We start from the raw sequence: 20,176 nt of genomic DNA, 5'->3' as shown, positions 1-20,176 counted from the left end.
TAGCAGATAAATTGCTAAACGAAACACCACTCACCCTATCGAGATAATCGAACTAAAACAGCGAATTAGCTCACAAAAACTTAATCCACAACTACGATAGACCCAATCGAAACAAGGCGTTATCCCTAAGGCGATTAAGCCGTTAGTATCGCCCTATAAACCATACATAAAGCAAGGTTAATAAGGGAGAGACCAGATGATAAAACTCACCGCTATCGCGATCAGTATTATGGCCATGTTAGGCGGACACTACGCCGTTGCTGCCGAACCGATTGAAGTAATTACCCCAGCTAAAATCACCGAGCCAGAAAAAGTCGAGCTGGGTAAGATGCTGTTTTTCGAACCCAGACTGTCGAAATCAGGCTTTATCTCCTGTAATTCTTGCCACAATCTTTCTACTGGCGGCGTGGATGCCCTGCCCACATCGATTGGCCACCATTGGCAAGAAGGTCCTATTAACTCCCCAACCGTGCTGAACGCCGACTTTATGCTGGCGCAATTCTGGGATGGCCGCGCCAGCGACTTAAAAGAGCAAGCCGCAGGCCCGATTGCCAACCCGAAGGAAATGGGCTTTACCCATGAACTTGCGACCGAAACCATTGCCTCAATGCCCGCATACCGTGCCCGCTTCGCTAAGGTTTATGGCGATGAAAAAGTCGATATCGATCGTTTAACCGATGCCATTGCCGCCTTCGAAAAAACCTTAGTCACGCCGAATAGCCCATTCGATCAATATCTATTAGGTAAACAGGATGCGATTAGTAGCGAAGCCAAAGCCGGTTACCAACTGTTTAAGGACAAAGGCTGCGTCAGCTGCCACAATGGCCCCGCGGTTGGTGGCACTATGTTTATGAAGATGGGCCTCATCAAACCGTTCCACACCAATAATCCTGCCGAAGGGCGTAAAGGCGTGACGGGCAAAGAAGCCGATAAATATGTGTTTAAAGTACCGACACTGCGTAATATCGAGCTGACCTATCCCTACTTCCACGATGGCAGTGTTTGGACGCTCGAAGAAGCAGTAAATACCATGGCGGATATTCAGTTAGGACAAAAGCTCACCGACAAAGAAACTAAGGAGATGGTGGCCTTTTTAAATTCGCTCACGGGTGAACAGCCGCAGATCGCCCTACCAATTCTGCCACCGTCGAATAAAGCGACGCCGCGCCCTGTGCCATTTGCGGCAGCTTCCAAATAGGTCGAGCTAAGCGGCGCTTCAGATAAGTCGCTTACGCGCAAAAGTTAAAGGCCGAGGATTCATCCTCGGCCTTTTTGTTTAATGTTTGATGCTTAAAAACTAACGCTTAAAGCTTCAGCGATATTATCCAAGGCGGCTTATTCGCCCTTAAGACGTCTATCTAACTGATCTTTTAAGTTAGCGGGCACGCCTTTAATCAAGAGCGTGTCGGAAATCGGATCGTAAATCACCCGCTGACCTAAATGGCCACCGTCGAAACTAATAGTGACGCCGCCACCGGTACCCGAAAACTTCTTCAATTGTCTTAAGGTCGATTTATCGGCGGGGAATTCTTCATCCAGCTCATAGCTACCGCCACGGGCAAAGTCATAAAACGACTCCATACCTTGGTCGGCGAGTTCATCGGCTAAATCTTTGATCTCAATGTCAGCGCCTTCATCGAAACGCTCGGAGCAATACTCAAACACTTTGTTACGGCATTGCTGACGTTCTTCTTTGGTCAGATCGCTACTGGCAACAAAATCTTCCACCGCATTCATTAAGGTCTTATTTTGCGCTTTGGTATTTACGCCTTCCACACAGCCCATAAAGTCGAGGAAGAAGTCCGCCACCTTACGGCCAGCTCGGCCACGGATAAACGAGATGTACTTGCGGGAATCCTTGTCGGCCTGCCACTCAGTAAGATCGATACGCGCCGCTAATTGAATATTGCTTAAATCTAAGTGGTTGTTTTGCGACAGTTCCATATCATCGAGTACCGTCATCGATGACTTGGCACTCAGCAGCGCCACAAACAAAAAGTCACTCGCCATGCTGGTATAGCAGGACATCAACAGGAATCCGCCTTGGCTAAAATCATATTTTGCCAACTCTTCCTGCAGCAACTTACTGGCTTGGCCGGTAAATTCGACGAAGCCTAAATCCCCTGCACGGTATTCCTGCAGCGCATTCGAAAAGGCCGGATTAGCCTCACCGTCATCACCATGGATACCAAAATAGCCAAATCCTTTGCCGGATTTGCTGGTATAAGTCTGATGCAATTCTTCCAGCATCATCTCGACAGCCTGACTGTTCAGCAGAGGTTGAGGACGTAAACGGCAGCGTAATTGCCCCTGACTGTCCTGGGAAATCTCGTGAATAATTGCTTGTTCGATGTTAATACTCATAAGCCCTGATAGTGATGCTGGAATAAATCCGCTATTATATGCCGCTAATCCATTCCAAAGTGAAACATTTTTTGATTATGGCAATCCAATCGAAATACTCAAACGCACAAGTTGAATCATTAATCGCCGAGATTTTAGCGGTACTCGAAAAGCACAAAGCCCCTACTGACTTAAGCCTGATGGCACTGGGCAACTGCGTCACTCACCTGCTCGAGCGCAAAGTGCCAAGCGAATCTCGCCAAGCAGTCGCTGAACAATTTGCGAAAGCACTCGCACAATCGGTGAAATCCAATTAAGTTAGTCGAGTAACAATCGTTAAAACAACATAAGATACAACGTCTTTTAGGAATAAGCGGATCACTATGGTCGAGCGAAAAAAGCAAATGAGCCGCGATCGCGTGTCACGACTCATCAACTGGGGACATTGGTTCGCCTTCTTTAATGGCCTGTTGGCCATGATTGTCGGCACACGCTATTTAAGCAGTGTGGGTTATCCCGAAACTTGGTTTGGCTGGGGCTACCTCGCCGTCAGCACCATTGGCCAGTTCAGTTTTCTTGCATTTATCGCCTACTTGATCTGCCTATTCCCGCTGACCTTAATCTTGCCTTACTCCAAAATTTTAAGGGGCTTAGCGGCAGTTATCGCCACCTTAAGCCTGTGTATCTTATTGTATGACACCATAGTGTATGCCGATTATGGCATGCACTTGAGTCCCTTCGCCTTTGACTTAGCCTGGGCCGATTTAAATGCCCTGCTCCACGGCACCTCTTATATTGTCACGCCCATTGCCATTTTGGTGATTGAGCTAACGGCGGCTAACTTCCTGTGGAAACGGATTGAGAAAATCCAAAAGCTGAATCTTGGCAATAAGGTCATTACCTTGATTGGGGTGTGTTTTGTCAGCAGCCATTTGATCCACATTTGGGCCGACGCGGCCGATATCACCGAAATTACCCGTTTCGATGATACTTATCCGCTGTCATACCCCGCCACGGCTCGCTCCTTTATGGAAAGCCATGGGATTGATGGTTCTTCGCAATCGGATGATGAAGCCAATCATGCGACCAGCACGCTCAGTTATCCTGCACAACCACTACAATGCCAAGCCGACAGCAAACCCAATGTGTTAATGCTGACCATCGACAGCTTACGTGCCGACATGGTGGACGCTAAGACCATGCCGTTTTTACATCAGTACACTGAGCAGAATCAGAGCTTTACTCAGCATTACAGTGGCGGTAATCAATTTAGAACCGGCATGTTCTCCCTACTCTATGGCTTACAAGGCAGCTATGGCGATGCGCGCATCTTCAATAGCACTAGCCCAATCATGACCCAAAGCTTTAGACAGGCGGGTTATCAGCTTGGCTTATTTATCCCCGAAACCAATCTGAATTTACGCTCGGCGCAGGCCATGTTTAATGACTTTACCCCCGTTATCGCCAAAGAAACCAATGGCAGTGCCGATGCCGATTTACGCAGCGTAAGCCACTTTAAGCAATGGCAAAGCGAGCAGCAGAGCCCATGGTTTGCCCTCGTCAATCTAAAGGCGCCGGAGAATTTTGACACTCCAGTCGGCTTCCTTGGCATCGAAACCGTCAAGGCCGATGCGAATTTGAAACCAGCGCAAAAGGTGCTGTTTAACCAATATCGCCAATCGTTGAATTTTATTGATAAGCAAATCCAAGCGATAGTGAGTGAGTTGCCGAGCGATACCTTAGTGGTAATCACCGGCGTTAATGGCAAGATATTCACCAGCAACAGTGATGAAGCCCAGCGCAATCTGTCTCCCGAGAGTGTCAGAGTGCCTATGGTCATTCATTGGCCCAATGTCGGCGCCAGTAAGGTTAAATACCGCACGAGTCACTATGGCGTAGTGCCTACCTTGATGACCCATATCTTAGGTTGCACCAATAACACCACCGACTACAGCGCGGGACGTAGTCTGTTGCAACCAAGCCAAGAAACCTGGATTTACATCGGCGACAGTCGCATATTTGCCATTTACCAACAGTCGGAAATCACCGTCATCGACCGTCATGGTAAATACCGTATATACGATGAAAACTTTGAGCACAGACTGCACAAGAAGATGAGTGCACCTGAGCTTATCCAAGTGATGCGAGAAGGCCGCCGCCTCTACAATCATTAAGTAAAGCGTCACTAAGCGAGCAAACTTTTACAGGCTGTTATCGCCCCGTGTAAAAGTTTGCGTTAAAGCGAGAATAAACAAAAAGCCCCACCTTAATCGTGGGGCTTTTTATTTGGCGAATAACTCATCTCAATCTATGGATGATTCCGCTTTCACGGTGGAATAACGTTCTAACCAATGGGCGTAGGATGAAGGTAACACCCAAGATGGACGCGAGACCTTTAAGGTTTGTGCCGCTTGATAAGGCCAGTGAGGGTTAGCCAAGAACGCTTTACCTATCATCACTAAATCCATTTGCTGATCTTGAATCGCTTGCTCCGCATGGTGAGGATTATCCATGCCCCAAGACGTTGCCACCGGGAAACCTACTTCTCGACGCACTCGCTCGGCGATAGGCGCCAAAAAGGCCGGGCGCCAAGGAATATTGGCCGTAGGTGTAGAAAAACAAATACTGACGTTGAGCATATCGAGGCCAGCGCGCTTAAATTGCTTTACCAAGGAGATGGATTCACTCAGGGTTTGCTCGTCTTTATCATCAAATTCAATCACCCCAAAGCGCGCCGTTAACGGCAAATGCTCAGGCCAAACCGCCCTCACCGCTTCTACTGTCTCGATAAGGAAACGGCCCCGTCCTTCGGCATCGCCACCGTATTCATCGGTTCTTTGGTTGGCATAGGTAGAGAAGAAGCTTTGCGCTAAATAGCCGTGAGCAAAGTGCAACTCTAACCATTCAAACCCAGCGTCGAGCGCCCGCTTGGCCGCCGCCACAAAATCGGCTTTCACGCGTTGAATATCGTCAATCGTCATGGCTGTCGGTACTTTGCCAAGGTTAGCGCCAAATGCCACTGCTGATGGCGACAGCGTTTGCCAGCCTTGCTCCCCCTCAATATGGTCATCCCCTTCCCAAGGAATGTTGGCACTGGCTTTACGACCAGCGTGGGCTATTTGGATCCCCGCCACCGCGCCAGCACCTTTAATCGCCGAGGTGATGTTGGCTAAGCCTGCTGCTTGTTCCTCGTTCCACAATCCTAAGCAGCGCGGAGTGATCCGCCCCTCTGGCGATACGGCGGTCGCCTCAACCACCACTAAGCCTGCGCCGCCGCGAGCTAGGCTAGTGTAATGTACTTGATGCCAATCGTTACTCAGCCCGTCGTGAGCCTGATACTGGCACATAGGTGCCACGGCAATCCGGTTTTTAAGCGTGATATCTTTTAATCTAAAAGGAGAAAATAGCTGGCTCATCTGACAGTCCTAACCATGGGTTAACTACGATGAGGACAGACTAAAACGAACGTGCCATAATTAAAAGCATTAGCATATTATAGGTTCTATAAAATATCATTATGATAAACCCACAATGGCTCAATACCTTTGCTATGTTAGTGGAAAAGGGAAACTTTACCCGCACGGCCGAAGCCATAGGTATCACCCAAGCAGCAGTCAGCCAACATATCAGTCGCTTAGAGGAAGAATACGGCACTCTCTTTTTGCGCCGTAGCCGCCAACTCGAAATCACCCCCGTTGGTGAGCATTTATTGAGTTACGTCAAAGACATAAGCTGCGCCGAGAAGCGATTACAGCAAAAACTCATTCAAGATGATGCCCATATTGGCGAGATAAGCCTTATCACGCCTGGCAGTATTGGCTTAACGCTCTACCCGTTACTGTTACAGCTACAAACGGAGTTTTCGCAGCTAAAAATTCATCATCGTTTTGCACCCGATAATGAAATCCTCTCAGCTATTCTGACCAATCAACATGAGCTTGGGATGGTAACTTTTAAGCCATCGGATCCTAGTATTTGCAGTAGCCATTTTACCGAAGAACCGCTCGAGTTGGTTGTGCCCGCAGGGCATAAAATCGCTGATTGGCAAGATTTACAGCGCCTCGGATTTATCTCCCACCCCGATGGCGAAGCCATGGCCACTCGTTTATTAAGCCGCAAATATCCAGGGAGTCCGGGCATCCAAGAGATCCCCTGCAAAGGTTTTATCAATCAGATCAGTTTAATCCTCGAACCCGTTGCCAAAGGGCTCGGCTTTACCGTGATCCCTCGCTACGCTCGCAAAGCCTTTGAACGACAAGATGAAATCTATGTGGTTGAGTGTGGCAGTCAAGTGGTGGACACCATTTGGCTGATCCACAGAGCCGAGTGGCCTTTGTCTCGCCGCGCACAAACGGCCATCGCTTACTTAAAAAGCCAGATTTAACCTAAAATTGACAGAAAAAAGTGCCACGATGAAAGGCGTTAAACGGCAAAGTTAACGGCTCGCAATAAAAAAACTAGCCATTTTAGAGCAACATAATTAATTGAATATCGGACAGATTTATTTTAATGGGTTATATTAACAACCATAAAGAGTACCTCATGTTGTTAGAACTCATTCATTGCACGGCTGCGATCCATGACAAAAAATGCCCCACAACAAACAGAAGCGGGTTCCGATACCAACCATAGTCAGGCCATTGATACTATTTTGAATAGCCTCGATGCGCTGGTTTATGTCTCTGATTTAGCCACCTATGATCTGCTCTATCTCAATGACTATGGTGTATCGGCTTGGGGTGAGGTAAAAGGTAAGAAATGCTATCAAGTGCTGCAATCGGGGCAAAGTTCACCTTGTCAATTTTGTACTAACCCTAAGCTGCTGGATGACAAAGGGAACCCTGCTGGCGTCCATGTGTGGGAGTTTCAAAATACGCAAAATAAGCGTTGGTACCAATGTCGCGATCAAGCCATTCGTTGGACCGATGGCCGATTAGTGAGAATAGAAATCGCCACCGATATCACCGAACGCAAACAGATGGAGCAAGCGCTCATAGAGGCAAAATCCACGGCCGAACGCCTTGCCTATACTGACGAACTAACCCAGCTCTATAATCGCCGAGCTTTTTTTAATCTCGGTCGTCAAATCGCGCAGCAAGCCCAGCAACCGCTGGCCTTTATCATGTTCGATATTGACCACTTTAAGCGAATTAACGACCACTGGGGCCATGCGATGGGGGATGCAGCGCTTATCCATATCGCAAAATTGACGCAAACCAAACTGAGATCCCAGGATATTCTCGCCCGCCTCGGGGGCGAAGAATTTGGCCTGATTTTACCCAACACTCACCTTGAGCAAGCATGGCAAGTGGCAGAGTCGATTCGCCATGGGTTTGATACGCAGCCACTACAGCTTGACGGCCACAGCATTCACTGCACCGCAAGTTTTGGCATTGCATCCTTAAGTTTGCCTCAAGTCAATCATCCCAATGAGGCACAAACCCTGTTAGAGACCCTATTCAATAATGCCGATCAGGCCATGATGCAAGCCAAACGCGCAGGTAGGAATCAAGTCTGTGATGCGGCTTGACCTATTGCAAACATGTCCATTGCAAACATGTCCTTTGCAAGGAAGTTAAGGAAGTTAAGCCATTTAAGACGCTGTAAGACACGTGATGAGATAAAAAGCTTTCACTTGATGACCAATAAAGCCGTTTTGGCCGCCATTGGGTTCAGTTTAAGACCCCAAAGCATGGCTAAACGGCTTAAAAGCTTGTCTCCATTGCGCTGGTGCGTAATCAACTAAATCTAATGTCGTCGCAAGGAATAGCCCTTATTTAGCTCATGATCCAGCTCTAAAAGTTTCTTGATTTAAAGATCTTAAGCCCACCTTCTAGCATCAATACAATAACGGCAAACCAAATACCGATATAAGTCGGCCATTCACTTCGGCTAATTGTCTCGCCCAGCATGATTGCAACAACGAGTAACAATAAGGGTTCAACATAGATAAGCAACCCGAACAGACTCAGATTCAAGTGCGGCGCAGATAAGGATTGCAACCCAAGAGCTAAAGCACTGATGGCACCTAAACCTATGGCTAACCATAGCGGCAAGCTGCTCTCGCCAAAGCTGCCAATCACGTAGCCGCCATTTAAGATGAAGTAAATGCAGAATGGTACGCTGAGCAGCATATCAAACCAGACGCCACCAATATTATTGGTATCGGTTTTGTGCCTTAGCCAAAAATAGATTGGGTATCCTAAGCAGATAGCCAGTGTTGGCCAAGTTAAGGTTTGAGAAATGCCCACCTGATTCACTACCCCAAGTAAAGCTAACAGACAGGCGACCCACTGCATTTTAGACATCTTGTCATTAAAGGCGAATCGGCCAACCAACACCATGGTAATAGGCATAATAAAATATCCCAGTGATACAGCTAAGCCGTACCCATTGCCAGGAGCCCACATAAATAACCAAAGTTGAATGCCGATTAAAAAGCTGGATGCGATTCGAGTTAACCAAAAGTGTTTTTCGTGAATGACTCGCTGATAAATAACGATGACTTGCGACCAGTAGCCCCGAACAAGGATGAAGAGGGTTAACATTGGCAAGGTGAATAAAATGCGCCAACCATAGATTTCTTCACCGCTGAGCGCGTCGAGCAGAGCCGTGTAAGCAAACATTATCGCAAAGAGCGCCGAAGCGGCCACATTTAAGCTGACACCGAGCAAGGTATTAGGAGCTGATTTCATAACGTCCAACAGAAAATGGGTAATTGAGTGGTATTTTATTGTGTTAACTTAGGGATTATTTCTCTAAATTGATGCTATTTTCGATAAAATTTCTCACTTGGATGCCAATATGTCGCTCGATAAATACGATCATGCTCTTCTAGCCTTGCTGCAAGTGAACTGTCAAACTTCGTTACGAGAGTTGGCAGAATCCGTTCACTTGTCTACGGCTTCAGTTCAGCGGCGCATTCAAAAACTGAAAGACGAGGGTTATATCCAATCTACAGTCGCTATTTTAAAACCCCGATAAACTGAATAAAGTCATAACCATTTTTGTAGAAGTTCAGGTTGAGAAAACCGATATCAATGCGCTCAAGCAATTGAAACAAGACTTTTCTGGTCCAGAAGTTCAGCAATGCTACTACGTCACTGGGGATGCCGATTTTATGCTGGTACTGCTAGTACCGCACATGCAACGTTTCCAAGCACTTTGTGATCAAATGTTCCACAACAATCCGAATGTAAAATGGTTCAGAACCATAGTGTCGTTAGACCGAGTTAAGACGACGTTAAATGTCTTGTAACGTCGCATAATATATTGTTTTGTCTGAAATTAGCTACGTTATTGCAATGGACTCATCCATTGATAACGGCATCGATTGCTCCAACCGGATAGCCAGTAATAGTGCAGCGCCATAATATCTCATACTAAGTATTACTGCATCCACTTAAGCGGCTGTATTTCATTGATATTTTCTATTTAAATCAGGAATACCCCAAAGTGTGTTTTGCAGTTCAAAGGGTATTGGCCAAGTAACGTTTTGCCTGTAAAAAAGTTGATGGTTCAACTTAGAAGTTATACATTCCATCTTTTTTGTAGTTTGAATGCTTTAATCAAAATCGTGGGGCTTCCCCACTGATTTATAATCAAGAGTCGACCAAGGAGGACTGCTCGTCCTATCAAAAACGTCCATGTTAAACTACCAGCTCGATATCCCTATCTCGCGCTCAAAATGACCGTTAGCCTTAGCCCTTGGGTGCTCCAAGACGCCCCAACAGAGTTGAAAACCACTTGTGCTCATCGCCAAATTTGCTATCGCTTTCCAAGGGTAACAGAGGTTAATCCAAATGAGTGTTATGACTTTATTTTTGCAAACCTAGAACCGACACAGGCGTAACAGCTAATGGACATCAAAGCACTAATTGAACAAATAGAGAACACTGACTGGCTAAGCCAAGCAGAGCACATCTTAGCGATTTCTCAATTACAAATTGAATGGGATTGGTTACCGAGCAGCAGAGAGCAATCCGATCCTTTCAAAGGAACATATCCAACTAAACCAGACGAACAGATCTACGACAAAGAGGCTGAGAAAATGGTTTATAAAGCCGCGTTGAGATCGTTGCGAAGCGTTGGTAAGGCTCATCCTAAACTCGTCGATGGCCCCCATAAATACACAGAGGCAATGAAAGGTAGCGCGCTGTTCGCTTGCAAACACGCAGCCAAAGAGGTCATTTCCAATCAACCTGGAAAGTGGGTAGCAATTTTAGCATTATATAATAGTGGCGTGTGGCCATGTGGCATAACACAAACTGGGGAATTGGTGATCCTGTAAAAACAGTCAGGACACAGGAGCTGCTTCGTATTCAGCAACCTTCAGTGATACTGCACCTAGCTAAAGTTGAAAGTCGCACTCGATTGATTAAAGTTGTTGCTAAGTTTATCGCCTTACTGGTTAACCCTATGACTTCCTTTCAATCTCTAGATAGCAGTAAAAGCCAGATTACAGACACAAAAAAGCCCGCAACTGATTAAGATTGCAGGCTTTATTGTTTATGAATTTGGTCGGTATGAGAGGATTCGAACCTCCGACCCCTGACACCCCATGACAGTGCGCTACCGGGCTGCGCTACATACCGAAAATTTTCGTGCTTAAATAAACCGACTTAGTTAAGCTTAAGCACTTGTTACTTAAGATGCTATCGAGTGGGGTTCACCTTAAGTGACGCAGACTTTATCAAGTGGATTGCATCAACGCAAGTGCTTAGTGAAATGAGTTTGACCAACTGCTTAGTTTCTGGTCTGAATGGTGAGTTTTTACAAGAACCATAGCCTCTTTTGGCCCTAAATGCGGCAGAGAGGCCCAGACTGTGACCTGAGGCGAAACTTAAGTTTTCGCATTCAATATCAAATTAAGAAACATCTGCTAAGCTAGTTATCATTAATCGTTTCAGTGCAATAGATTGCTTTTTAAGCATAAATTTTTGATGAAAAGGAATTATCATTGCGTCTACCTGCTGTGAATAGCGCCCATTTAAAGTTAGCCACCTTCCTCGGCCTACTGGGTTTAGTGCTCAACATCTACCCTATTCCGCTCTTTGCCAACGTCCAGCTTATTTTAGGTAATGCGGCGGTGGTGATAGTGGCCATTCTGCTTGGGCCTTGGTATGCCCTGTTTACCGCCTTATTTACGGCAACGGGCTTGATGTTGGCCTGGTCCAGTGCCCACGTGTATCTGGTCTTTTTGCTCGAAGCGCTGTGGTTAGGGTTTGCTCGGCGCAAAGATGTGCCTATCTTGTATGCCAGCATAGGTTATTGGTTACTGCTCGGCTTGCCATTGATGAGTTTGTACCTGTGGTTAATTACTGGCATGCCGAGTTACCACATCCCCTTCACCACGATAAAACAAGCCTTTAATGGGATTTTTTACACGACTCTCGGCGAGCTTTGCGTGGTGGCACTCCCCAGTTTGTGGCATTTAAAAGATAAGTTAGTGAATCACACTCGTCGCACTATGAGTGCGCAGCTTAGCTATCTGTTTATTTTGATCACCACCATCAGTTTACTGACCTCATCTTTAGTGTTTAACCATTATTTTATGGATAAACAACAGGTGTTAATTAATCGGAATCTCGATGACACTGGCATATCTCTCGGGCATGCCACCGAGAGCTATATCGCGGTCAACACCCGAACCATTGCCAGTGTAGGTAAATTTATCAGTGAGTCTGGCATTCCCTTTGAACAGTGGCAAACCACACTTAGCAGTGTAGAAGGACTCACGCAAAGCTTTACCACCATGTTTATTGCCAATGAACAGGGTGAGATAGTCGCAGGTAGCCCAATCGACAAGTTTCAGCAATTAAAGCAAATGGGAAAAATGTTTACAGTGAAGGATAGGGACTACTTTATCCAATCCTTTAATCACCAGAACACCTTTGTGTCACCGGTATTTGTCGGGCGATTTATTGGCAAAGAAATTATCATTGCCATCAGTGCACCGATTTTCCAAGAAGGCACAAACAGCACCATAGGCATAGTGCAAGGCAGTCTCGACTTAAGCTTTTTCTCGAGTATTGATAAACAAAATCAACACCATGAGACGCAATCCATTATCTTATTGGATGAGAAGAAGAATATTGTTTACGCCTCCGAAAGACTTGGTCTACAGCCCTTGACCCCTTTCAACTATGTCACGGGTAGCACTGAGTATCGCACGCGATTAAAGCTGATGAATATCAATCAGGAGGATACCGAAACGCCTGAGTATATTTACGCTCACCACCAACTGAATAATGGCTGGCATCTGTATGTGGTTGAGCCGTTTGTCCCGCTACTCACCTTGGCTCAGGAGCAATACACCAAGACCATAGTACTGCTCTTGCTTAGTATGTTAGGTGCAGTGATTATCGCAAAGGCGATCAGTCGCTTAACCACAACGCCCCTCGCCTTACTCGCACAGCACTTTAGCCAGACCAAAGATGGCAGTTTTAATGAGGAAAAGTTTGAGCATGAGCTGTTAGATAACAGTACCCCTAAAGAAATCTATAGCCTGTACGAGAGCTTAGAGGCCAACCAACAAGCACTGCTCAGTTATCAACTCGAGTTAGAGGATAAAGTCAAACAGCGCACCATGGACTTGGAAATCGCGAATCGCAAACTCAAAAACATGGCGGAGCGCGATTCACTCACCAATCTGTATAACCGCCGTTATACCGAGAAACAGTTCCTGCATATTCAAGATCTGTGTGAGCGTGGCCAAGATGCGATTGCCGTGGTGCTACTGGATCTCGACTTCTTCAAAAAAGTGAATGATACCTACGGCCACCTTGCCGGCGATGAATGCCTGCGGGTGATGGCGGAAGTATTATCGAGTCACTTTAAGCGCGATGTCGATTTGCTCTGCCGTTACGGTGGTGAAGAATTCGTGTTGATATTACCTATGTGTAATACCTTGAAAGTTGAGCAACATCTTAATGATTTCCGTGAGAAACTCGCTAGCGTGGTGATTACTAACCCGGCCGATCAAGTAACCTTTAGCGTCACCGTAAGCATAGGCGCCATCATTGCCGATGCAGCCTACAGCTCAACGCTTGAAGTTTGGTTAAAGCAGGCCGATGAGAACCTGTATAAGGCCAAAGAGCAAGGGCGCAACTGCGTGGTTTGCACCCTTATCAGTGCTTAGTTCGGCATGTGCGTAGCGCGATACTGGTCAATCCGCGTTAACATGTAGGGGAAAAACGGATTCCATTTTTGGCGTAACATTTCCGAGGCGGGCACGCTATACACCCCACGCTCGCCACGGGATGCAGCCGCGCCAATTTGGATCCTGAGTAATTTTTCATTATTTTTAATGCCATACAGCCCATCATCCTCATCGAATGGCAAGGCCACATGGGACAAGGAATACACGCCCGCAGGCCAGTGCAAGGATAACGACTCCACCTCTGGCTCGCTGTTATCCTGCGGCATAACCCCAAACTCCCGAGCTTGAACCTGCGTCGTCTCGCTGTCTTGATTTTCAATCAAGGTGCCACGGTAATGGATGCTATCGCGCGAAGTCGGTAATAAACTCGGCAGCGGATCATTGACCATCAACTTACTATTTATCACGGTTCGGTTCATATCAAACAGTACTAATTCATGGCCCTTCTCGGGCAGAACTTGGTAAAGCAAATCCACCACGGCGGCACTTGAAACAGTTGCATCGGCGACGGATTGAAAGGTTAAAATGTCAGGGATCTGCCCACGCTGCGAAGGCGTTAAGCCACTCAATAGGCTCTGATTACGCAGCGCTAATTGGTAAACCACATCACCCGCGTTTACCGCAAAAGAAGTGTATTTAAAGGGATCGTATTCCATTTGAATACTGTTCCACTGCAACTTATCTAAGTCGAGTAAACGGCCAATCCAGCTTTGCCAACGGGCAGCCGCCGCAATCGGAGCAAGCCCAATGGCGGGCGACATAAAAATCATCCCCGCATAATCTGGGGCTTTCTCTTGATTGATGAGCTCAAGTTCATGGTTAAGCGCTACCGCGGCGCCCGTTGAAAAGCCAATCACAAACAGCGGCTTACCTTTAAGCTCTTGTTTCATATGCGCCGTCGCCAAATTCATCGCGGCGGCTAAGTCCTGCCAGTACAGGCTTGTCAAACCACTCGGAATAGTGCCATGGCCAGGGAGTCTTAATCCAAGCACATGGGCTTTACCCTTAAAATGCGCCGCCACATTTGACATGGCATAGGGCGAATCCGACATACCATGGAGAAGGAGTACACCAAAGGGCGCATTGGCTTTAGGCCACTCGAAGGTGCGATTCCAGTTATGGGGCCAACGGGCGGGATCCGACAGGCTATTTTTAACATAACGATTCACGGGTGAAGCATCCGTCGCCGAGACTTTTTTGAGGACTTTATTTTCCACTTCGGCAAATAACTTATCTTCTAAGGCGATGTAATCACTGAATTTGTCTAATTTGGTGTTGTAGCGAAACTCGTTTTTAAGTTCTGTGGTATGCCAGAGGGAGAGATCGGGCCTAGCATTGAGAAAGTGTATCCCTGTCACCAACAGGGCGACGGCAACCCCCAAACAGGCATAAAATGCCGCGAAAAATAAATGCTTGGTTGAGCCTATGATGATGGCTTTCATTCTCGTCCCTTGGATCCCATAAAATGCGCAATTAGATTATAAGGTTAGATAAAAAAAAACCTCAACTTTCATGTTTAAGATTTGATCTCGCAACAATTTAGTTTCGGCGGTGCGCCTAAGTTAGGGTAAGATCCGCCCCACTTTGACTCCCATATTCGACTCTTATGCACATTGGCCCAGCCGCAGCGACCTATGCGTTTTATCTCCCCAATCCCCCACTCCTGCCTGAAGATTGGCATTGGTCGCAGGATAACGCGATAGCAGAACTCATCACCTTAAATGGTAATCACTGGCGTAAGATATTCACAATTATGGCAAAAATTTGCGCGTCCAGTGAGGATTGGCGCAATTATCGCGACAACCAGTTACTCAAACAGCAGCAAATGTTGCTGATAGGTGCCAATGCCCTCTCACCACATGCCAATATTCATATTGTCTGTGGACAAGCCGCGGCCACGACATTAGGGATTGCAGCCGATAGCAACATCGCCACTCACTCACTGCAAACACACGCACTGCAAACAACCGAGCTGCAATTGATGCAAGACTCGCAAGCTAAACTGCAAGACGTCACAGCGATGCTGCAAGCACAATCCCCGCACTCAAGTTATGTACTGCTCACGCCCTATTTAGACTATCGCCAATACTCAAACGCTTTGATTGCTCTGACGTGTCGCCACCTTCAAGCGAAGCACCGCTAATGGAATACGGTTAAGCACAATGTGAATAAGTTCGAATCGAGACACTTGGCGAGATTGCATTAAGCATTCGCACATAAAAAAGCACCCGATTAGGGTGCTTTTTCGTTAATTTTCAGACCGTAAGCGTCTTCAATTAATCGTAAATAGTGGGGATAGGTTGACGCTTATGCTGCGTGGCCTGGTAGATATTGATAAGCTTTTCTTCCACGGCCTTATCGACGGCTTTCCCTTCGAGGAAATCATCGATTTGCTCATAGGTCAGTCCGAGCGCCACTTCATCTTCGAGTAGCGGTTGATTGTCTTCCAAATCCGCGGTTGGTGCTTTATAGACTAAGGACTCTGGTGCGCCCAAATACGCCGCTACCTGACGCACTTGGCGTTTGTTGAGGCCAAATAAAGGCGCGAGATCGCAGGCTCCATCACCCCATTTAGTATAAAAACCCGTGATATTCTCGGCGCTATGATCTGTCCCGACTACTAAGCCGCCCACTAAACCGGCTAACTCATACTGGGCAATCATTCGCATCCGCGCTTTCACGTTACCTTTAATAAAATCGACTTTCGCCGCATCCGGTGAATGCAATCCCGCTTCGACAAAGGCCGTTAAGGTGGCTTGATGCACACCATCAACCCCTTGATGCACATTGATGGTGACTAATTTGGTCGGCTGAATAAATTGGCAAGCGTGCTGAGCTTCGTGCTCATCTTTTTGAATTTGATAGGGTAAGCGCACCGCAATAAACTGATAGCCGCCGTCAGGATGCTCGCTATTGAGGCTATCAACGGCCAACTGGCATAAACGTCCTGCCGTGGACGAATCCACACCACCGCTGATCCCAAGGACCAAGGCTTTGCTGCGGGCTGCCTGCAGTTTAGATTTTATGAACGCCACACGGCGCTGCACTTCGAACTCAGGATCGATTGTCTTGAGTACCTTCATTTCTGTTAAGATCTGCGCTTTCACCGAAAATTCCACCTTAATATTCGCTGTTATTGGGAGCAGTGATTCGGCTAACGTTATCATTTATTCGGGTCTGCCTGTAGCAAAAATTAACATCCACAGGGTTAATTGTTGAGAAAACGTCATTGGCTCAAGTTTTCGTCTGTTCCAAAAACAATAAGGGCAATAACGGTTTGCCGCTATTGCCCTTATATACTTAAACCTATGTAGGCTTATCTTTCCCAGTAGGATTCTTCTAAGCTGTCTTCACGCTCAGGCAAACCGCGGGAGAGACGCGGACTGTGCTGCGCCAACACCTCGTAAGCCACGCGGTTAGCATACTTACAAATTTGGGAGAATGACGAATAACACAGACCATCACGCTTGTGCTTGCTTGAGCCAGGCACATTGGTCTTGTGGAAGGTATTGGCCGCCAAGTCGTGCAACAATGCCGACAACGCGCCATCACCTGCACCGTTGGTGTTACCGATTTTCTCTGGGCCGCCCATGTAAGGCGAAATATGCGCAAACACTTTAATCGGGTTTTCGCAGTCACGCTTCAGCTTAGGACGCGAGAACTCATAACGGTTAAATTCGGGGATTGCACCGGGCAACAGCGTATGGGTGGTTTCACGCTTTTCAGCATCATCGGTATAACCCGCGGTGTAAAGCCCGATGGGACCTGCGGTGGTTAACACCATATCACACCACTCGAGGGCTTTTTCGCTGGCCAGCAGCGGATCGCGAAATCCGGTTAAGGCCTCACCTTCATCTTCGTTCATCGCCAAAATGGTCACATGCTCTTGGATAAAGTTTTGCCACCAGACCGGATCTTCTTCGATTAAGAAGCGTGTGCCTAAGGTCAATACCACGGGGACTTCGGCCGCTTTGGCATATTCAATCGCGCACATGGCCGCATCGGTGATCCTGTCGCCGCCGCTGGCACGCATTAAATAGGCGGTTAATACCAAGGCAGAGCTGCCCTGCACTACGTCTTTATCAATGTATTCTGGGGTTAACTTGTCCATCGCGCCTTTACTGATCGCAAAGGTACGCTCACCGCAATCCGAAATCAGGGTGAAACAACGGCCGATAGGACCATCGACGGGTTGCAGGAAGTTAAGGTCAACCTTAGAGGAAGTGTTGCAAAGATAACGGTAGGCGTAACTGCCGACTTCGATATTTTGGCTCATCACCCCAAACAACACTGAGCGGTCATCGGCCAAAATAGAATAATTGTGCACTGTGTTACCAATAGTGCCGCCCGCAAACTCATCGCTGATCAAACCGTTTTGTTTCAGCTCGGTATACAGGGCATGCGCTTGCTCGTCATTGATAAGCGTCGAATTGCCCTTAGGTAAACCATAACGGCCGAGCAACTCATCCTCTACCTTGGCTTCGATATCCACTAGGGTTTGATCGATACCGCTGACATAAGTTGCAAAGGGTTGAGGTTGCTGCGTTAATTGCTCAAGCAATGGGTCACGGGTTTTGACCGGAAAATAATGTTTCGATTTGCGCTGACCGGGAAACTTCATAGTGGCTCTCTTTTCCTGGCATCCATGCTAATGGGCATTACAATGAGCCTACGCTCATCGTGTCCTAAAAATAATGAGTCTAGGCTAGAGAGATAAAAAATCCACTCCCGAGCCACAAAGGGCGCAGATTCTACCATAAAATCAGCATGAAACTAGGCCGTCTTTCGGTTTCAACGGGAGAAATTTACCGTCACTCTGCGCGTATCCAAGGTTGGGCTTGTTCTTGCACCAGTTGCCTGAGCAGCTCGATATGGAGCTCATCATCATTCAAACAGGGAATAAAGTGATAGGCCTCGCCACCCGCATGCAGGAAAGTCTCTTTACCGCCAATGGAAATTTCTTCTAAGGTTTCAAGGCAATCGGTGGCAAAGGCTGGGCAAATGACATCGACACTTTTCACGCCTTGGCGGGGTAAATCGGCCAGCAGCTCATCGGCATAAGGCGTTAACCACTCTTCTTTACCGAAGCGGGATTGGAAACACACCTGCCATTGTCCTTCGGTTAACTCCAGCGCCTGCGCCAATAACTTAGCCGTCGCGCGGCACTGCTCAGGATAGGGATCGCCTTCGGTGGCATAACGCAGCGGAATACCGTGGAAGGATAAAATCAACTTATCGGCCTGCCCATGGGTTTTCCAATGGCGTTTCACCGAATGCGCTAAAGCCGCGATATAGGCTTCATGGTCAAAATACTGCTTGCTAAAACGCAGCTCAGGAATGTCACGCACTTGGGTAAAATACTGCGCCACCGCATCGAACACACTGGCGACGGTTGAGCAGGAATATTGCGGATACAGCGGCAGTACCACGATACGTTCGGCGCCTTGGGCCTTGAGTTTGGCAAAGCCGCTCTCAATCGAAGGATTGCCATAGCTCATGCCCAGTTCCACCGGAATGGTTTGATTAAAGGTCGCGCTCAGATCCGTAGCTAACTTTTGCGCCTGCTGCTCGCTTATCACCATCAGCGGCGAGCCCTGCTCCGTCCACACGCTCTGATAAAGCTTGGCCACCTTGGCGGGGCGGGTGTTAAGGATTATCCCCTGCAAAATCGGCTGCCACAGCCAAGGGGACAAATCGACGACCCGAGGATCACTTAAAAACTGTTTGAGGAATCGCTTAACCGCTTTGGGAGTGGGTTCATCGGGCGTGCCGAGATTGACCAATAACACGCCAAACGCAGGAGAGGGAGAAGTCAATGTGGTACCTTTTATCAGCCAAATACCACGGCAGGCTAACATTCGATTGCCAATAAAAAAAGCCTGCAATAGCAGGCTTTTTCCTAATATGAGAACTTGTTCTCGAATTTAGCAATGATGCTTATTTCAGCACGCTGGCTAATTGTGCACTCACAGCCGCTACCGACTGAGTACCATCAAACTTGTGGTATTGAGTGTTACCCGCCGCAGCCACTTTGCCATAGTATTCAACCAATGGCTTAGTTTGCTCGTGGTAAATGCCTAAACGCTTACGTACTGTGGCTTCTTCGTCATCTGGACGAATCGCTAAGTCTTCACCAGTCACATCGTCCTTGCCTTCCACTTTAGGTGGATTGAATACCACATGGTAAACACGGCCAGAACCTGGGTGAACGCGACGACCGCTCATGCGCTTAACGATTTCTTCGTCTGGCACATCGATTTCGATCACGTGATCAATGCTGATACCGTTTGCCGCCATCGCATCCGCTTGTGGGATAGTGCGTGGGAAACCGTCTAACAGGAAACCTTTAACACAGTCGTCCTGTGCGATACGCTCTTTAACCAGTCCAATGATCAGATCATCAGAAACCAGTTGGCCTGCATCCATCACTTTCTTCGCTTCTAAACCCAGCGGAGTACCGGCTTTAACGGCAGCACGTAACATGTCGCCAGTAGAAATTTGTGGGATACCATACTGTTCCATAATGAACTGGGCCTGGGTACCTTTACCGGCACCTGGGGCGCCCAATAGGATAATGCGCATCTCAAGAGTCCTCTTTTTCGCATTGATATTCTTCTTAGGGCGGCGATCTTCGCACATCTGGCCGCCATTGAGAAGGCTTTTAGCTTCGAC

Annotated in this window: 18 protein-coding genes and 1 tRNA gene; 10 read left to right on the top strand and 9 right to left on the bottom strand. The window is 47.4% G+C overall.

Features of this window, described 5'->3' with window-relative positions; all coding sequences use genetic code 11:
• Positions 1 to 196 precede the first annotated feature (196 nt).
• Positions 197 to 1,198 carry a cytochrome-c peroxidase gene (locus L2713_RS03735; protein ID WP_086904216.1) on the top strand — a complete coding sequence of 334 codons (1,002 nt, stop codon included), beginning with the start codon at positions 197 to 199 and terminating at the stop codon, positions 1,196 to 1,198.
• Between the two features lie 137 nt (positions 1,199 to 1,335).
• Here the strand turns inward: L2713_RS03735 and yejK are convergent, their stop codons facing one another.
• The gene (gene yejK / locus L2713_RS03730; protein ID WP_011622980.1) at positions 1,336 to 2,364 is read right to left on the bottom strand and encodes a nucleoid-associated protein YejK; all 1,029 of its coding nucleotides are present in this window, start codon (positions 2,362 to 2,364) and stop codon (positions 1,336 to 1,338) included.
• A gap of 77 nt (positions 2,365 to 2,441) precedes the next feature.
• Here yejK and L2713_RS03725 point away from each other — a divergent pair, with 77 nt between their 5' ends.
• Together L2713_RS03725 and L2713_RS03720 are read left to right on the top strand one after the other, a co-directional pair.
• Complete coding sequence (locus L2713_RS03725; protein WP_011622981.1) at positions 2,442 to 2,660, top strand: YejL family protein; 219 nt, start codon at positions 2,442 to 2,444, stop codon at positions 2,658 to 2,660.
• A gap of 66 nt (positions 2,661 to 2,726) precedes the next feature.
• Entirely contained in the window at positions 2,727 to 4,517 is a 1,791-nt protein-coding gene (locus L2713_RS03720; RefSeq protein WP_248966974.1) for a DUF3413 domain-containing protein, read from the top strand.
• A gap of 129 nt (positions 4,518 to 4,646) precedes the next feature.
• On the opposite strand, the gene L2713_RS03715 is transcribed toward L2713_RS03720, so the two are convergent.
• Positions 4,647 to 5,759: an NADH:flavin oxidoreductase/NADH oxidase gene (locus L2713_RS03715; RefSeq protein WP_248966973.1), complete on the bottom strand. Its 1,113-nt coding sequence runs from the start codon at positions 5,757 to 5,759 to the stop codon at positions 4,647 to 4,649.
• A gap of 101 nt (positions 5,760 to 5,860) precedes the next feature.
• On the opposite strand from L2713_RS03715, the gene L2713_RS03710 reads away from it, so the two are divergent.
• Positions 5,861 to 6,727, top strand: a complete 867-nt coding sequence (locus L2713_RS03710) for a LysR family transcriptional regulator (protein WP_248966972.1) — start codon at positions 5,861 to 5,863, stop codon at positions 6,725 to 6,727.
• Between the two features lie 195 nt (positions 6,728 to 6,922).
• Entirely contained in the window at positions 6,923 to 7,873 is a 951-nt protein-coding gene (locus tag L2713_RS03705; RefSeq protein ID WP_248966971.1) for a GGDEF domain-containing protein, read from the top strand.
• A 265-nt stretch (positions 7,874 to 8,138) separates the two neighbouring features.
• On the opposite strand, the gene rarD is transcribed toward L2713_RS03705, so the two are convergent.
• The gene (gene rarD / locus L2713_RS03700; RefSeq protein ID WP_248966970.1) at positions 8,139 to 9,038 is read right to left on the bottom strand and encodes an EamA family transporter RarD; all 900 of its coding nucleotides are present in this window, start codon (positions 9,036 to 9,038) and stop codon (positions 8,139 to 8,141) included.
• Between the two features lie 109 nt (positions 9,039 to 9,147).
• On the opposite strand from rarD, the gene L2713_RS03695 reads away from it, so the two are divergent.
• From L2713_RS03695 to L2713_RS03685, 3 genes are all read left to right on the top strand, one after another.
• On the top strand, positions 9,148 to 9,327 hold the full coding sequence (locus L2713_RS03695) for an Lrp/AsnC family transcriptional regulator (RefSeq protein WP_248966969.1): 180 nt from the start codon (positions 9,148 to 9,150) through the stop codon (positions 9,325 to 9,327).
• A gap of 70 nt (positions 9,328 to 9,397) precedes the next feature.
• Positions 9,398 to 9,601 carry an Lrp/AsnC ligand binding domain-containing protein gene (locus L2713_RS03690; RefSeq protein ID WP_248966968.1) on the top strand — a complete coding sequence of 68 codons (204 nt, stop codon included), beginning with the start codon at positions 9,398 to 9,400 and terminating at the stop codon, positions 9,599 to 9,601.
• Positions 9,602 to 10,201: 600 nt separating this feature from the next.
• A complete protein-coding gene (locus L2713_RS03685; protein ID WP_248966967.1) occupies positions 10,202 to 10,633 on the top strand; it encodes a hypothetical protein in 432 nt (143 codons plus the stop codon).
• 227 nt (positions 10,634 to 10,860) lie between these two features.
• Here the strand turns inward: L2713_RS03685 and L2713_RS03680 are convergent.
• Positions 10,861 to 10,937 (bottom strand) — tRNA-Pro (locus tag L2713_RS03680).
• A 365-nt stretch (positions 10,938 to 11,302) separates the two neighbouring features.
• On the opposite strand from L2713_RS03680, the gene L2713_RS03675 reads away from it, so the two are divergent.
• Positions 11,303 to 13,483, top strand: coding sequence for a sensor domain-containing diguanylate cyclase (locus tag L2713_RS03675; RefSeq protein WP_248966966.1), 2,181 nt, complete (start codon positions 11,303 to 11,305; stop codon positions 13,481 to 13,483).
• Here L2713_RS03675 and L2713_RS03670 read toward each other — a convergent pair.
• Positions 13,480 to 14,946, bottom strand: coding sequence for an alpha/beta hydrolase (locus tag L2713_RS03670; protein ID WP_248966965.1), 1,467 nt, complete (start codon positions 14,944 to 14,946; stop codon positions 13,480 to 13,482). The two genes, L2713_RS03675 and L2713_RS03670, sit on opposite strands and share 4 nt — an antisense overlap.
• A gap of 164 nt (positions 14,947 to 15,110) precedes the next feature.
• Between L2713_RS03670 and L2713_RS03665 the strand changes: the two genes are divergently transcribed.
• On the top strand, positions 15,111 to 15,647 hold the full coding sequence (locus L2713_RS03665) for a DUF6942 family protein (protein ID WP_248966964.1): 537 nt from the start codon (positions 15,111 to 15,113) through the stop codon (positions 15,645 to 15,647).
• Between the two features lie 133 nt (positions 15,648 to 15,780).
• On the opposite strand, the gene nadE is transcribed toward L2713_RS03665, so the two are convergent.
• From nadE to adk, 4 genes are all read right to left on the bottom strand, one after another.
• On the bottom strand, positions 15,781 to 16,611 hold the full coding sequence (nadE, locus tag L2713_RS03660; RefSeq protein ID WP_248966963.1) for an NAD(+) synthase: 831 nt from the start codon (positions 16,609 to 16,611) through the stop codon (positions 15,781 to 15,783).
• Positions 16,612 to 16,820: 209 nt separating this feature from the next.
• On the bottom strand, positions 16,821 to 18,125 hold the full coding sequence (locus tag L2713_RS03655) for an inosine/guanosine kinase (protein ID WP_109285737.1): 1,305 nt from the start codon (positions 18,123 to 18,125) through the stop codon (positions 16,821 to 16,823).
• 190 nt (positions 18,126 to 18,315) lie between these two features.
• Positions 18,316 to 19,362, bottom strand: a complete 1,047-nt coding sequence (gene hemH, locus L2713_RS03650) for a ferrochelatase (RefSeq protein ID WP_047539737.1) — start codon at positions 19,360 to 19,362, stop codon at positions 18,316 to 18,318.
• A 79-nt stretch (positions 19,363 to 19,441) separates the two neighbouring features.
• Complete coding sequence (gene adk / locus L2713_RS03645) at positions 19,442 to 20,086, bottom strand: adenylate kinase (protein WP_011623010.1); 645 nt, start codon at positions 20,084 to 20,086, stop codon at positions 19,442 to 19,444.
• Positions 20,087 to 20,176 lie beyond the last annotated feature (90 nt).

It is taken from the genome of Shewanella seohaensis, from assembly GCF_023283775.1.
GTDB classification, from domain to species: Bacteria; Pseudomonadota; Gammaproteobacteria; order Enterobacterales; family Shewanellaceae; genus Shewanella; species Shewanella seohaensis.
Note: the sequence above shows the minus strand (reverse complement) of the source record. Positions and strands in the feature narration are given on the sequence as shown.